The organism is Xanthomonas sp. DAR 80977 (assembly GCF_041240605.1).
GTDB classification, from domain to species: domain Bacteria; phylum Pseudomonadota; class Gammaproteobacteria; order Xanthomonadales; family Xanthomonadaceae; genus Xanthomonas_A; species Xanthomonas_A bundabergensis.
This window is the reverse complement of record NZ_CP162487.1, coordinates 3,628,708-3,642,596: the sequence shown is the minus strand read 5'-3', so window position 1 is coordinate 3,642,596 and position 13,889 is coordinate 3,628,708. Positions and strand designations below refer to the sequence as shown.

At 71.5% G+C, this 13,889-nt stretch carries 14 protein-coding genes; all 14 read right to left on the bottom strand.

The window, feature by feature from the left end:
• Positions 1-13 precede the first annotated feature (13 nt).
• Positions 14-796 (bottom strand): DUF1295 domain-containing protein, encoded by a 783-nt coding sequence (locus tag AB3X10_RS15340; protein ID WP_369976075.1) that lies wholly within the window; start codon positions 794-796, stop codon positions 14-16.
• Positions 793-1,344, bottom strand: a complete 552-nt coding sequence (locus AB3X10_RS15335) for a DUF2878 domain-containing protein (protein ID WP_369976073.1) — start codon at positions 1,342-1,344, stop codon at positions 793-795. The genes AB3X10_RS15340 and AB3X10_RS15335 overlap by 4 nt, the downstream gene beginning before the upstream one ends.
• Complete coding sequence (locus AB3X10_RS15330) at positions 1,341-2,672, bottom strand: class I SAM-dependent methyltransferase (RefSeq protein ID WP_369976071.1); 1,332 nt, start codon at positions 2,670-2,672, stop codon at positions 1,341-1,343. The genes AB3X10_RS15335 and AB3X10_RS15330 overlap by 4 nt, the downstream gene beginning before the upstream one ends.
• A complete protein-coding gene (locus AB3X10_RS15325; RefSeq protein ID WP_369976070.1) occupies positions 2,669-3,532 on the bottom strand; it encodes a DUF1365 domain-containing protein in 864 nt (287 codons plus the stop codon). Before AB3X10_RS15325 ends, AB3X10_RS15330 begins: the two co-directional genes overlap by 4 nt.
• Positions 3,529-4,791 carry an NAD(P)/FAD-dependent oxidoreductase gene (locus tag AB3X10_RS15320; protein ID WP_369976069.1) on the bottom strand — a complete coding sequence of 421 codons (1,263 nt, stop codon included), beginning with the start codon at positions 4,789-4,791 and terminating at the stop codon, positions 3,529-3,531. Before AB3X10_RS15320 ends, AB3X10_RS15325 begins: the two co-directional genes overlap by 4 nt.
• Positions 4,788-5,783, bottom strand: coding sequence for an acyl-CoA desaturase (locus AB3X10_RS15315; RefSeq protein WP_369976068.1), 996 nt, complete (start codon positions 5,781-5,783; stop codon positions 4,788-4,790). The genes AB3X10_RS15320 and AB3X10_RS15315 overlap by 4 nt, the downstream gene beginning before the upstream one ends.
• A 957-nt stretch (positions 5,784-6,740) precedes the next feature.
• A complete protein-coding gene (locus AB3X10_RS15310) occupies positions 6,741-7,532 on the bottom strand; it encodes an anti-sigma factor (RefSeq protein ID WP_369976067.1) in 792 nt (263 codons plus the stop codon).
• Positions 7,529-8,086 (bottom strand): sigma-70 family RNA polymerase sigma factor, encoded by a 558-nt coding sequence (locus AB3X10_RS15305; protein WP_369976065.1) that lies wholly within the window; start codon positions 8,084-8,086, stop codon positions 7,529-7,531. Before AB3X10_RS15305 ends, AB3X10_RS15310 begins: the two co-directional genes overlap by 4 nt.
• 58 nt (positions 8,087-8,144) lie before the next feature.
• Positions 8,145-8,516: a DUF4345 domain-containing protein gene (locus tag AB3X10_RS15300; RefSeq protein WP_369976064.1), complete on the bottom strand. Its 372-nt coding sequence runs from the start codon at positions 8,514-8,516 to the stop codon at positions 8,145-8,147.
• Positions 8,517-8,604: 88 nt separating this feature from the next.
• Positions 8,605-9,393 (bottom strand): hypothetical protein, encoded by a 789-nt coding sequence (locus AB3X10_RS15295; RefSeq protein ID WP_369976062.1) that lies wholly within the window; start codon positions 9,391-9,393, stop codon positions 8,605-8,607.
• A 304-nt stretch (positions 9,394-9,697) separates the two neighbouring features.
• Positions 9,698-10,111 carry an Rnf electron transport complex subunit RnfB gene (gene rnfB / locus AB3X10_RS15290; protein ID WP_369981850.1) on the bottom strand — a complete coding sequence of 138 codons (414 nt, stop codon included), beginning with the start codon at positions 10,109-10,111 and terminating at the stop codon, positions 9,698-9,700.
• 250 nt (positions 10,112-10,361) lie between these two features.
• Entirely contained in the window at positions 10,362-10,994 is a 633-nt protein-coding gene (locus AB3X10_RS15285) for a hypothetical protein (protein ID WP_369976061.1), read from the bottom strand.
• 28 nt (positions 10,995-11,022) lie between these two features.
• On the bottom strand, positions 11,023-11,625 hold the full coding sequence (locus AB3X10_RS15280) for an HAD-IB family hydrolase (RefSeq protein WP_369976059.1): 603 nt from the start codon (positions 11,623-11,625) through the stop codon (positions 11,023-11,025).
• Positions 11,626-11,712: 87 nt separating this feature from the next.
• Positions 11,713-13,782 (bottom strand): methionine--tRNA ligase, encoded by a 2,070-nt coding sequence (gene metG / locus AB3X10_RS15275; protein WP_369976058.1) that lies wholly within the window; start codon positions 13,780-13,782, stop codon positions 11,713-11,715.
• Positions 13,783-13,889: the final 107 nt, after the last annotated feature.

Genomic DNA, 13,889 nt, shown 5'->3' with positions numbered 1-13,889 from the left:
CCTGGAAGCGGGGTCATTGCCGCGGCGGCAACGGAAAGAAAGCGCTGGTGCTGCGCTGGTAGTCGGCGTAGTCCTGGCCGCGCGAGCGCAGCGCCTGTTGTTCGGTGTAGGGAATGCCGGTGACGCGGTACAGGAACGCGAACATCAGCAGCGGCCCCAGCGCGGCGATGCCGACCCACAGCGCGCCGCTGCCCACCGCCAGGAACACGTAGGCGAACCAGTGCACGAACTCGAAGAAATAGTTCGGATGCCGCGAATAGCGCCACAGGCCGCGGCGGCAGGTCTTGCCCTTGTTGGCGGGGTCGGCGCGGAACGCGGCCAGCTGGCGGTCGGCCAGGCTTTCCCCGCCCACCGCCAGCAGCCAGGTCGCCAGCGCCAGCGTGGTCCACACGCTCCATTGCGGCAGCGGATTGTGCGCGGCGATCGACAGCGGCACCGCGAACAGCGCCACCACCAGCGCCTGGCCGAGGAAGAACAGCAGGAAGCGGCGCTGGTCGCCGTGCCAATGCTCGCGCAGCGCGCGGTAGCGGCCGTCCTCGTGCGCATCGCCGAACACGCGCACGCCCAGGTGCCAGGCCAGGCGCGCGCCCCACAGCCCGCCCATCGCCGCGGTCAGCACGCGCGGCAGCACGGCGCCGTCGGCGCGCCAGGCGCAGTACACCGCGGCCAGCGCCATGCACGCCGCCCACAGCACATCGACCACGCCGGCGTTGCGGCTGCGCCGCTGCCAGGCCCAGCCGGCGATCATGACCAGCGCGGTGAAGGCACCCACGTGCAACAGCGGCCAGGCGTTCATGGGGCGGCTCCTGCGCCGAGCGCTGTGGGTCGGGCCGGCAAGGCCAGGCGCCGTGTCGCCAGGCTCAGCAGGGTCAGCGCCGCGGCCCAGGCCAGCGCCAGCGCGAGCACCGCGTGCAGCAACGGCGTGCCCAGCGTCAGCGCCTGCCAGCCGCGCGCGGCCAGCACATAGCCAAACGGGCCGCACACCGCGCCGAACAGCGCCGCGCGCCACGGGCGATGCATGACCCAGGCCAGCGAATGGTTGAAGGTCAGCGCGAAGCCGGCCCACAGCGCCAGGATCCACAGCGGCGCCCATGGCGCCGGCGGCAGCGCCGCGGCATAGCGCACCCAGCCGCCGGCGGCCAGCGTGGTATCGACGGCGGCGCCGAGCAGCAGCGCCAGCGCCATCAGCGCCGCGTCGCCGCGCGCGCGCCGGCGCGGCTGCAACTGGTACAGCGCGAACAGCGCCAGCGCCGCCGGCCCGGCCCAGGCCAGCCCGCGGCCGGCGCCGGCCACCGCGGCCAGCCACAGCAGCTGCAGCGCGACGTAGTTGGCCAGCTTGCTCATGCGTCGTGCGCCAATGGCGGCGCGAACTGCGCCGGGCGCGCGCCGGGCTTGCTCAGCCACAGGTGCACGTCGCCGATCGAGCGTTCCAGGAAGCCGCCTTCGCAATAGGCCAGGTAGAACTCCCACATGCGGATGAAGCGTTCGTCGTAGCCCAGCGCGCGCACCTGCGGCAGCCTGGCCATGAAGCGCTGGCGCCAGGCGCGCAGGGTCAGCGCGTAGCTGGGGCCGATGTCTTCCAGGTTGAACAGGCGCAGGTCGCTGGCGCGCGCGATCGCGCCGGTCATCGCCGCCACCGACGGAATGAAGCTGCCGGGGAAGATGTGGCGCTTGATGAAGTCCACCGAGGTCAGCGCCTGCGCGTAGCGGTGGTCCTCGATGGTGATGGCCTGGATCAGCGCCTGGCCGTCGTCCTTGAGCAGCGTGCCGACCTTGCCGAAATAGGTGTCCAGGTACTGGTGGCCGATCGCCTCGATCATCTCGATCGAGACCAGCCGGTCGTAGCGGCCGTCGAGGTCGCGGTAGTCGCGCAGCAGCACCTCGACGCGCTCGGACAGGCCGGCCGCGTCCACGCGCTGGCGCGCCAGGTCGTACTGTTCGCGCGAGATCGTGACGGTGGTGACGCGGCAACCGTGGTGCCTGGCCGCATGCAGCGCGAAACCGCCCCAGCCGCTGCCGATCTCGACCAGGTGGTGGTGCGGCTGCAGGTCGAGCTTGGCGCATATGCGCTGCAGCTTGCGCTCGGCGGCGCGCTCCAGCGCGGCCTCGCCGAGCGCGGCGTCTTCGTCGCGGAACAGCGCCGAGGAGTACATCAGGTTGCGGTCCAGGAACAGCTCGAACAAGGGATTGCCCAGGTCGTAGTGCGCGGCGATGTTGCGGCGGCTGCCGGCGCGGGTATTGCGCGCCAGTGCGTGCAGGCCGCGCATCGCCAGGCCGCCGAGGCGGGCCAGGCCGGTCTCCATCGCGTCCAGGCGGTCGCGGTTGCGCACCAGCAGGCGCACCAGCGCGACCAGGTCGTCGCATTCCCACAGCCCGTCCATGTACGCCTCGCCGACGCCGACGCTGCCGTTCAGCGCGGCCTGGCGGTAGAAGCGCGGATCGTGGATGCGCAGGTGCGCCTGCAGCGCGCCGCCCTCGTGCGCGGCGGCGCCCGGCGTGGCGCTGCCCAAGGTGGTGATCGCGCCGGCTTCCTCGATGTGCAGCTGGCCGTCGCGCAGGCCGTCCAGGGTGGCGAGCAGGCGCCGCCGCAGCACCCGGTCGAAGCCGCGCAGCGGCGCTGCGGCCGGGGCCAGCGCGACGGAAGCGGAAGAGGGCGCATGCGGAGAATTCATCGGCGTTCTCGCGGAAGGGAATGGTCGGGGTGGTCGTGCACCGGATTGCCGCGCAGCCACAGGCGCAGCGCCTGCCAGTGGATCTTGGCCACGACCTGCACGGTCATCGCCGGATAGCGCAGCAGCGCGCGCGCCAGGTTGGCGCCGGAGATCTCGCGCCGCCGCAGCACCAGCGTGGCGTCGAAGCGCCTGGCCGCCGGCTGCGCATCGAGCACGTCCATGTGCACGCGCAGCTGCGCGCCCGGTTCGCTGCAGCGCCATGCGTAGTCGTGCGCCATCGCCATGAACGGGGAGACGTGGAAACGCTTGTCGAAGCGCCAGGCGTGCACGCTGCCGTGGCTGCGCGCGGCGGCCACCGGCAGCACGTAGGCGTGGCGCTGCCGCCACGGCGTGTTGGTGATCTCGGCGACGATGCTGTGCAGGCGCTGCTGCGCGTCGTGGCAGTAGTAGAACGTGACCGGATTGAAGCAGTGGCCGAAGTAGCGCAGGTGGGTCAGCATGCGCACCGGGCCGAGCGGGCGCTCGCCGCTGTGCTGCTGCACGCGGTCGCGCACCGCCTCGTCCAGCGGCTGCGCCGGATCGCCGAGATAGTCGCTGCGGCGGAATTCGGCCAGATTGCGGCGGCCGACCGACCACAGCCAGCGCCGCGCGAACACCTGCTCGAGTTCGGCCAGGTCCAGGTACATCAGGAAGATCGGATAGCGGAACGCCAGCGGCTTGGGCGCATAGCGGCGGTGCCGGACCCAGCCGCTGTAGAGCGCGCTGTGCAGCCCGCGCGTGGTCGTGCCCGCCGCCGCCGGCGTTGTCGAGACGGCGCCAGCCGGCGGGGCGGACACGGTAGCGCTGCGCAACAGGTTCATGGCCAGGGTACCCCGAGCCCGGCGGCGACGTCGACCGCGCTGCGCAGGCCGTCCTCGTGGAAGCCGAAGCCCCAGCCGGCGCCGGCGAACCAGGTGCCGCGCTGGCCCTGGATCTCGCCCTTGCGCGCCTGCGCCGCCACCGAGGCCTGGGTCTGCAGCGGATGCCGGTAGCGCATGCGCCGCAGCACCTTGGCCGGATCGATGGCGTCGCCGCGGTTGAGGCTGACGATGAACGGCTGCGGCGAGCGGATCGACTGCAGCGCGTTCATCCAGTAGCTGACCGTGCACGGCGCGTCCGGATCGGCCGGCACGTGCGCATTCCAGGCGGCCCAGGCGCGGCGGTTGCGCGGCAGCACGCGCGCATCGGTGTGCAGCACGGTGTCGTTGTCCTGGTAGGCGATCGCGCCGAGGATCTCGCGTTCGGCGGCGCTGGCATCGTTGAGCAGGCGCAGGGCGTCGTCGGCGTGGCAGGCCAGCACCACGTGGTCGTAGTGCTGCGCATCGGCGTCGCTGTCGGCGTCGGTCAGCACCGACACGCCCTGCGACAGCCGCTGCACCGAGCGCACCGGCGTGCCGATGCGCTCGCGCACCCGCCAGCGGCTGCGCAGCGCGCGCACGTAGCTGTTGGAGCCGCCCGCGACCACCTGCCACTGCGGCCGGCCGCTGATCTGCAGCATGTGGTGGTTGGCCATGAAGCCGATCAGCTGGCGCATCGGGAACTGCAGGATCCGCTGCGACGGCGAGGACCACAGCGCCGAGGCCATCGGCACCATGTGCGCGTCGCGGAACACCTCCGAATAGCCGTGCCGCTGCAGGAATTCGCCCAGCGTCAGCTGCGCTTGCGCAGCGTCGGCCAGCACCTGCGGCGCCTGCCGGTAGAAGCGGCGCAGGTCGCGCAGCATGCGCCAGAAGCGCGGGCTGGCCAGGTTGCCGGGCTGGCAGAACAGCCCGCCGAGGCTGCCGGCGTTGTATTCCAGGCCGGTGCGCGCCTCGTGCACCGAAAAACTCATCGTGGTCGGCTGCGCGGCCACGCCGAGCTGCGCGAACAGCCTGCTCAGCAGCGGATAGTGCTGCGGGTTGAACACGATGAAGCCGCTGTCCACCGCGTACTGCGCGCCGTCCAGTTCGATCGCATGGGTGTGGGTATGCCCGCCCAGGTAATTGGCCGCCTCGTACAGGGTGACCTCGTGCCGCTGCGACAGCAGCCATGCCGACCCCAGCCCGGCGATCCCCGAGCCCACCACCGCGATCCGGCTCATCGTGCGCGCGCCCGTGCGCGCACCAGCCCCGCCGGCACCGGCTTGAGCTCGCGCACCAGCCCGGTCCACGACAGCGCCTTCAGGCCGTACCAGGTCAGGTCGACTTCCCACCAGCGGAAGCCCTGGCGTGCCGCACCGGGGAAGAAGTGATGGTTGTTGTGCCAGCCCTCGCCGAAGGTCAGCAGCGCCAGCCAGGCGTTGTTGCGGCTGTCGTCGCGGGTGTCGAAACGGCGGCTGCCGAAGCGGTGCGCCAGCGAGTTGATGGTGAAGGTGGCATGGAACAGCGCCACGGTGGAGACGAAGAAGCCCCACACCAGCAACTGCGGTCCATCGGTGCCCAGTTGCGGATGCTCGCGCTGCAGCCAGCCGCCGAGCAGGAACAGCGCCAGCGCCAGCAGTACCGGCAGCAGCAGGTCGAAACGGTCGAGGAAGCGCAGTTCCGGGAAGCGGCGCAGGTCCGGGATCGCCTCCCAGTCGGTGCGGAAGCCGCGCGGGGTCAGGAACCAGCCGCTATGGCTCCACCAGAAGCCGTGCTGGCGCGGCGAATGCGGATCGGCCGGGGTATCGGTGTGGCGATGGTGGTTGCGGTGGTGCGCGGCCCACCACAGCGGACCGCGCTGCACGCAGGTGGCGCCGAGCGCGGCGAACAGGAACTGCACCACGCGCGAGGTCTTGAACGCGCGATGCGCGAAGTAGCGATGGTAGAAGCCGGTGAGCGCGAACATGCGCACCGCGTACATCGCCACCGCCATGCCGACCGCGAACCACGACGCGCCGACCCAGAACACCCCCAGGCAGGCCAGGTGCAGGCCGACGTAGGGGGCTGCGCGCAGCCAGTCGATGCGGTCGGCGCGGGCCTCGTCCAGTTCGATCTCCGCACTGGTGTCGAACCAGCGCCGCAGCGTGCGAGCCACGCTTCCGCGGCGCGGCGCGGGCGCATCGGCAGGCGCGGTGGTCGGTACGCGGGGATGGTCCGGAACGGGGCTCGGCACAAGCGCATCTCGTGGGGATTCGGATAGCGATACGGGCAAAGCCGGAAGCCGGATGCATTCGCGTCGCGTCCTCGCTGCATGACGCTGCAGGCGCGGGATGGCCGGCCACGGCAGCGCACGGCGGTCGCCGCGCGAGGCGGCGTCCACACAGGTTGGAATCGTCGGAAGATCGGGCTGTCCAGCGTATGCGCGACGGCTGCGGCGATGCTGCCTGCGCGCGAGTGGTGGCCGGGTGAATGTGCGCTCGCGTTTGCTGTCGGCGGACGCAGGAGGGCGTGGAGTAGTCGGCCGCGGTGCATTGTCTACGGCATCAGGCGCCGCGTGCTTGAAGCGTCGAGGCCGCGTTAGCCCCTCTCCCACCGGGAGAGGGGTTGGGGTGGGGAACGCCGGCACCGACAGCCTGGCGCACCTGACATTGCGAGGCTTCGCCCGTACCCTCATCCGCCCCTTCGGGGCACCTTCTCCCGATGGGAGAAGGGAGATGTCTTCAGGCACCGGTTTGGCGCGGTCCGTGCCGCAGTGCGTTGTCTACGGCGGCAACAGGCGCAGCGTGCTTGAAGCGTCGAGGCAGCGTTGGCCCCTCTCCCATCGGGAGAGGGGTTGGGGTGAGGGTACGCCGGTACCGACAGCCTGGCGCGCCTGACATTGCGAGGCTTCGCCCGAACCCTCATCCGCCCCTTCGGGGCACTTCTCCCGATGGGAGAAGGGAGATGTCTTCAGGCACGGGTTTGGCGCGGTCCATGCCGCAGTGCGTTGTCTACGGCAACAGGCGCAGCGTGCTTGAAGCGTCGAGGCCGCGTTAGCCCCTCTCCCACCGGGAGAGGGGTTGGGGTGAGGGCGCGTCGGCACCGACAGCCTGGCGGGCCTGACATTGCGAGGCTTCGCCCGTACCCTCATCCGCCCCTTCGGGGCACCTTCTCCCGATGGGAGAAGGAAGCGCTGGCGCCGCGGCGCCTTCTACGGTGCCAGGCGCAGCGTGCTGATGCCGCCCTTGGCGACGATCGGGCCGGTGGCGACGCCGCCGGGCGCGCCGCCGGGCGGTTCCATCGTCACCGCCAGCAAGGCGCCGTCGCTGAGCAGCGGCATCAGCGCGTCGGGGATGCGCGCCGCGCGCGCCTGCGCGTCGTCGAACACGCCCATCGAGCGCGCCTTGCCGTCGGCCGGGATCAGCCACAGCTCCGGCACGCGCGCGGCGTCGTGGCTGCCAGCCAGCGGGGTCAGGGTGATGCGGCGCTTGTCGGCGTCCATCAGCACCACGTAGCCGGGCTTGCCGTCGTCCTGCATCAGCGTCGAGGTCATCGCGATGCCGCTGTCGGCGGGCGGCGCGACCACCGGAGGCGGCGTCACCGGCGGTCCCTGCGGCGGCAGCGGCGTGCGCGCGACCATCAGCGCGAACAGGCAGGCCGCGGCGGTGGCGAAACCGCCGGCGCTCAGCCAGCGCCAGGTGCGCACGCTTTCCCAGAATCCGGAGGCCGGCGCCGGCGCGCGCGGTGCCGGCGCATCCAGGCCGAGCGTGGCGCGGATGCGCACCCACACGCGCTCGGGCACCGCGACCGGCGCGATCTCGTCGGCCAGCGGCATCAGGTGCTGCTGCCATTGCATCACCGCCGCGGCGAACGCGCCGTCGGCGGCGATGCGCTGTTCGGCGGCGCGGCGCTCGGGCGCATCGAGCACGCCGAGCACGTATTCGCCGGCCAGCACGTCGCGCGGCGGCGGGGTTTCCTGCGGATCGGGCACGGAGTCGTTCATCGTTCCAGGCACGCCTTCAGCTTGGCCAGGCCGCGCCGGATCCAGCTCTTGACCGTGCCCAGCGGGGTGCCGCTGCGCATGGCCAGTTCCTCGTAGGTGATGCCTTCGAAGAACGCGGTGCGGATCAGTTCGCCGCGCGGCGGTTCCAGTTCGCCCATGCACACGTCCAGGCGCCGCCCGGCGACGCGCCACTCGGTCTCGGCCAGGGGATCGCGGCCGTCGTCGTGCAGTTCGCCGGCGTCGTCCAGAGCCACGGATTGCCGCGCCGGCGCGCGCGCGCGCAGATGATCGATGGCCTTGTTGCGCGCGATCATGGTCAGCCAGGTGAGGCCGCGCGCGCGCTGCGGATCGAATTGCGCGGCCTTGCGCCAGACCGAGGTGAACACCTCCTGCAGCACGTCTTCGGCTTCGCCGCGCTGCGGCACGATGCGCAGGCACACGCCGAACAGGCGCGGGGAGGTGGTCCGGTACAGGCGTTCGAACGCGGCGCTGTCGCCGGCCGCGGTGGCGACCAGCAATTGTCCTGCTTCGTCGTGATCGGGCGTCTCGGTCATGCCGGGTAACGGTATCGAAGGTCGCGGCGATGCTACAGGCTTTCGGCGCGCGCGTCGCTCAACGGCGCTGGCCGCGCCATAGCGCGAGCGCGGCGAGCAGCAGCGCGATTTCGAAGACGGCCAGGCCGGTCGTGGTCGGCCCCACCGGCCACAGCCGCAGCAGGCTGGCGCTGCGGTAGAGCACGATCGGCACGTAGAAGGCGAGCGCCAGCAGCAGCCCGGTCCGCAGTTGCCCGCTGCGGGCGAAATAGCCGAACAGGAAGGCCATGCCCAATTGCAGTCCGCCGTAGATGACCAGGTATTCGGATTGCCCGGAGCGGTCCAGGCCGACGTAGCCGACCGCGGCGGCGGTCTGCGCCGGCAGCAGCGTGCACCAGAGCGCCAGGACCGCGTACAGCGCGGCGTTGAACCACAGGTAGGCCTTGGCCATGGATGTTCCTTGTCGTGGGAGGGACGATGCCGCTGCATGCTTGTAGCGCCCGCGCCGGAGGCCGGCGTGAACGCGGTGCCGGCGCGGGTCAGCGCGCGGCGCATTGCGCGGCCAGGGGTTGCTGCAACGCCTGGTTCCATGCGCTGTCGTCGGCCTGGTCGCGCAGGCGTTCGGGGAATTCGATGCGCACCTGCGCATAGCGGCCACGCGCGTCGCGGACATTGCCGATGCCGCGGAATTCCAGCAGGCGGCGATCGCTGCGCGCGTAGGCGACCGCGATGTTCGGCAGCACGCCGCCATACCAGGCGTCCACCGCCAGCGTGTAGCGCTGTACACCGGCGTCGGCGGCCGCGGGTTTGATCTGGAAATCCAGCGTGCGCAAGCTGCTCGGCAACACGAAGGCGATGCGCTGCGGCGTGCCCTGGCTCACCGCGTCCCAGTGCGTGCGCAGATAGGCATCGAAGCCGGCATCGATCACCTGCGGTACCGCCGTCGCCGGCAATGGCGCGCTGCGTTCCGGCTGGCCGCCGCGCTGGCTGAACATCACCCGGCCGCTGCCGGCACGGCGCACGCCTTCGCGATAGCCGCTGCGCGCGTCGACCAGTTCGAAATCCGGGGCGATGCCGCCGTCGGCGACGCGCTTGCGCGCGAACGCGGTGCCATCGGCGCAGCGGTACAGCACCAGCCGCGCGCCGTCGTCGCGTACCCAGTGGCTCTCGCGGTACAGCAGCTGCCCGCCGTCTGGCGCGTAGGCGAGGCCGTCGTAGTGCAGCATCGCCTGCGCCGGGGCGGCCGCGCCGAGCACGGCGATGCACAGGGTCGCCGCCAGCGGCAGGCGCGCGCGGGCGAGCGGGGCAGGGGCGATCGGCGTGGGCATGCGCAGCGCTTCCGCAGGATGGTGACAGCTAGCGATACGCGGCCGGCGCCGATCCGGATGCGCTGGCCACCGCGCCTGGCGTGGCGCTGGGGCGTGTCATCGGTTCCCGAGTAGGTCGCGTTGGGTCTGTCGGGTCGCCAGCCGGCGCGGCGACTGACGGCTGGTCAGGTCCAACCGCGGGATGCAGGCTGGCGGCCTGGCAGGCCCAACCCCCAGGGCCACGTCTGCGCGTGCACGCTGCCGTCAGCGCGTGGGCACGCCAACGCAGGAGCGGCGCGAGCTGCCCGGGGATTGGCGACATGCCCTAGGCCGGGCGCAGCTCGATGCAATCCACCGGGCAGGCCGGCACGCACAGCTCGCAGCCGGTGCACAGCGGCGCCAGCACTGTGTGCATGTACTTGGCGCCGCCGACGATGGCATCGACCGGGCAGGCCTGGATGCACTTGGTGCAGCCGATGCAGTCGGCCTCGATCACCAACGCCACCTGCGCCGGCTTGTGCGTGCCGCGGCTGCGGTCGTAGGGCAGCGGCACGGTGCCGAGCACGCGCGCCAGCGCCCGCGCGCCGGGGTCGCCGCCGGGCGGGCAGCGGTCCACCTGCGCCGCGCCGCGCGCCATCGCCTCGGCGTACGGGCGGCAGCCATCGAAGCCGCACTGGCCGCACTGGGTCTGCGGCAGCAGGCGATCGAGGCGTTCGAGCAGGTCGGGGTGGGCGGGCATCATGGTGGGTTCTGCGCTTGCAGTGCGGCGCGCGGCGGGATGGGGGCGGCCAGCGCCGGCGGCGGCGCGCATCGGCGGCCGCATTGTAGCGCGCGGATCGGGTGTGCCTGGCGCGCCGTGACCGCCGCCGTCGCGGCCGCCGCGTCTCCCCACGCTTGCCGCCCGGGCGCGCCAGGCGGGCGAGAGGTGCGCGGCGGCTTTGCGCGCGGCGGCGAACGAGGCGGCGAACGAGGCGCGATCGCCGCGCCGCTCAGGGTTCCGAGCGGGTATCCACCTGCACCCGCGCCGCCATGCCCTGCACGAACAGCGTGCGCTCGGCGGCCGCCGCGTCGACGGCAATGCGCACCGGCTGGCGCTGCGCGATCTGCACGAAGCTGCCTGGCGCAGGCGCCGACGGGTCGGTTTCCCCACCGACGGCGGCGACGCGGCCGGGCACCGGCGTGTCCGGCGCCTGCGCCAGGCGGACCAGGGCCGCCTGGCCGACGCGGATTGCCGCGGCATCTTGCTGTTTGAAACGGGCGATCACCACGATGCCGGCCGGATTCGTCCGCGACGGTGCGGCGACCTGCGCGTCGTCGGTGATCCTGACGCGGTCGCGCTGCAGCCGCCACAAGGCGACGCCGGCGGCCACGCTGGCGAGGACCAGGAGCGCGACGATCGTCAGGGCGATGCGCGCGGTGCGGTCGGGTGGTCGCGGTGCGGACGGCTGGGGAGATGGCGAGGGGTTCGGCTTTTCGGTCATGGCGGGAATCTGGTTGCGTGGCACCGCGGCACGGCGTTGTCGGTGGCGCGGCAGCGGCCACCGATGCCGGTCCGCCGGTGTCTGCTTTCGGCACGTTTGGTTGGGCGGGCCGGAAGAACGGTCAGGGCCGATCCGGGGCACGCCGCCTGTTCTGCGTGCACGGCCATGCTCAGGCGATGCGGCGTCCGCCGTACCAGCGCTCGTGGGCCAGCGCCAGCATCGGCCGGTCTTCGCGGCTGTCGCCGTAGGCGTAGACGCGCGGGTAGGCGGCCACATCGTAGTGCGCGCGGATCAGCTCGGCCTTGAGCGGGCCGCAGTCGCCATCGGCGTAGCGGCCGCTCAGCTGGCCGTCGCGCGTTTCCAGGCGGTTGCAGATCAACGCCAGCCCATGCTGCGCGCACCACGGTTGCAGGTACAGGTCCAGCGACCCGGACACCAGCACCACGCTGTCGCCCTGCGCCCGATGCCAGGCGATGCGTTGCATCATCTCCGGGCGCAGCAACGTCGGCAGCACCTGCTGCGCGTAGGCCTCGGCCTGCGCGGCGATCTCCGCCGCGGCACGGCCGGCGAACACGATGCGGGTGACCCGCTTGCGCAGCGCATGCGCCGAGACCAGGCCCAGCCGATAGCCGGCCAGCCACGGCCCCACCGACCACTTCGCCTGCGCCAGCTGCCGCGGCGTGGCGACGCGGCGCAGGAAACGCGAGTAGCTGTCGCCGGTGGTGACCGTGTGATCGAAGTCGAAAAGAGCAAGGGATTGGGGATTCGGCATTGGGGATTCGCAAAGCGCGTCATGAAGTGAATCGGGCAAGGGATCCGCGTCAACGAATCCCCAATCCCGATTCCCCAATCCCGGCCGTCAACGCACCGGCATGCCCGGCTGCGCGCCGCCGTCGGCGTCGAGCAGCGCCAGCGCGCCGCCGTCGAAACCGGCCGACAGGATCATGCCTTCGCTGAGGCCGAAGCGCATCTTGCGCGGGGCCAGGTTGGCGATGAACACCACGTTGCGGCCGACCAGCGTTTCCGGCTCGGCGTAGCTGCCGCGGATGCCGGAGAAGATCTGCCGCTTGCCCAGTTCGCCGGCGTCCAGTTCGAAGCGCAGCAGCTTGTCCGAACCCTCGACGAATTCGCACACCAGCACCTTGCCGATGCGCAGGTCGAGCTTGGCGAAATCGTCGATGCCGATGAGGCCGGGATTCGGGAGTGGGGATTCGGGATTTGCGGCGGCTTTCGCTTCGGTCTTGGCCGGCGCCGGCTTGGCGGCGGCGGGCGCGGGGGCGAGGGTGTCCTTGGAGGCGTCGGTCATGGCGTCGATCAGTTTGGGGTCGATTCGGGTGAACAGGGGGGTGTAGGACTGGATGACGTGCGCCAGCAGCGGCGCGTCGAGGTCTTCCCAGGCCGCCAGCGGCGCGGACAGGAACGCTTCGGCCTCGGCGCTGGTGCGCGGCAACACCGGCTTCAGCGCGCCGGCCAGCACCCGGAACAGGTTCAGGCCTTGCGTGCACACCGCCTGCAGCTGCGCATCGGCGCCGTCCTGCTTGGCGATCACCCACGGCTTGTGCTCGTCGATGTACTTGTTGGCCTCGTCGGCCAGCGCCATGGTCTGGCGGATCGCGCTGGCCGCGTCGTTGCGCTCGTAGGCCTCGCGGATCGGCGCCAGTGCGGCGACGAAGCGCGCGTACTGCGCCGGGTCGGGCAGCGCGTCGGCGAGCCGGCCGCCGAAGCGCTTGTCGATGAAGCCGGCGCAGCGGCTGGCCAGGTTGACGAACTTGCCGACCAGGTCGGCATTGACCCGCGCCACGAAGTCGCCCAGGTTCAAATCCAGATCGTCGACGCCGCCGGAGGACTTGGCGGCGAAGTAGTAGCGCAGCGCCTCCGGCTCCAGGCCCACGTCCAGGTAGGTGCGCGCCATCACGAAGGTGCCGCGCGACTTGGACATCTTGGCGCCGTCCACCATCAGGTAGCCGTTGACGTGCAGCCGGGTCGGCGCGCGGTGGCCGGTGCCGTGCAGCACCGCCGGCCAGAACAGGCCGTGGAAGTTGACGATGTCCTTGCCGATGAAATGGTGCAGTTCGGTCTCGGTGCCCGCCGCCAGGTGCGGTTCGAACGCTTCGCCCAGGCTCGCGCACAGGGTCTGGAAGCTGCTCAGGTAGCCGATCGGCGCGTCCAGCCACACGTAGAAATACTTGCCCGGCTGGCCGGGGATCTCGAAGCCGAAGTACGGCGCATCGCGCGAGATGTCCCAGGCGCGCAGCCCGCCTTCGCTGTCCAGCCACTCCATCAGCTTGGCCTTGACCCCGGGCAGGGCCACGTCGCCGGCCAGCCACTGCCGCAGGAAGCCGTCGAAGCGGCCGACCTCGAAGAAGAAGTGCTCGGAGTCGCGCAGTTCCGGGGTGGCGCCGGAGATCACCGACTTCGGCTCCTTCAGCTCGGTCGGCGCGTAGGTCGCGCCGCACACCTCGCAGTTGTCGCCGTACTGGTCGGCGCTGCCGCAGTTGGGGCAGATGCCCTTGATGTAGCGGTCGGGCAGGAACATGCCCTTGGCCGGATCGTAGAACTGCGCCACCGAGCGCCGCGCGATGTGGCCGCCGGCGTCGAGCTTGGCGTAGAACGCCTCGGTCAGCGCGCGGTTGGCGGCCGAGTTGGTCGAGTCGTAATGGTCGAAGGCCACCCCGAACGCGGCGAAATCGCGCTCGTGGCTGGCCTGGATGCTGGCGATGAAGTTCTCCGGGGTGACCCCGGCCTTCTCCGCGGCGAGCATGATCGGCGTGCCGTGCGTATCGTCGGCGCAGACGAACCAGGTGCGGTCGCCGCGCAGCCGCCGCGCGCGCACCCAGATGTCGGCCTGGATGTAGCCGACCAGGTGGCCCAGGTGCAACGGACCGTTGGCGTAGGGCAGGGCGGTGGTGACGAGAGCGGTGCGGGTCATGGCGAACGGCGATCCTGGGGGATCGCGATTATCGCATTAGTCTGGAAAGCCGGGATTGGGGATTCGGGATTCGGGATTGGAGGTCTCCCGCTACTTGCAGGTGCGGA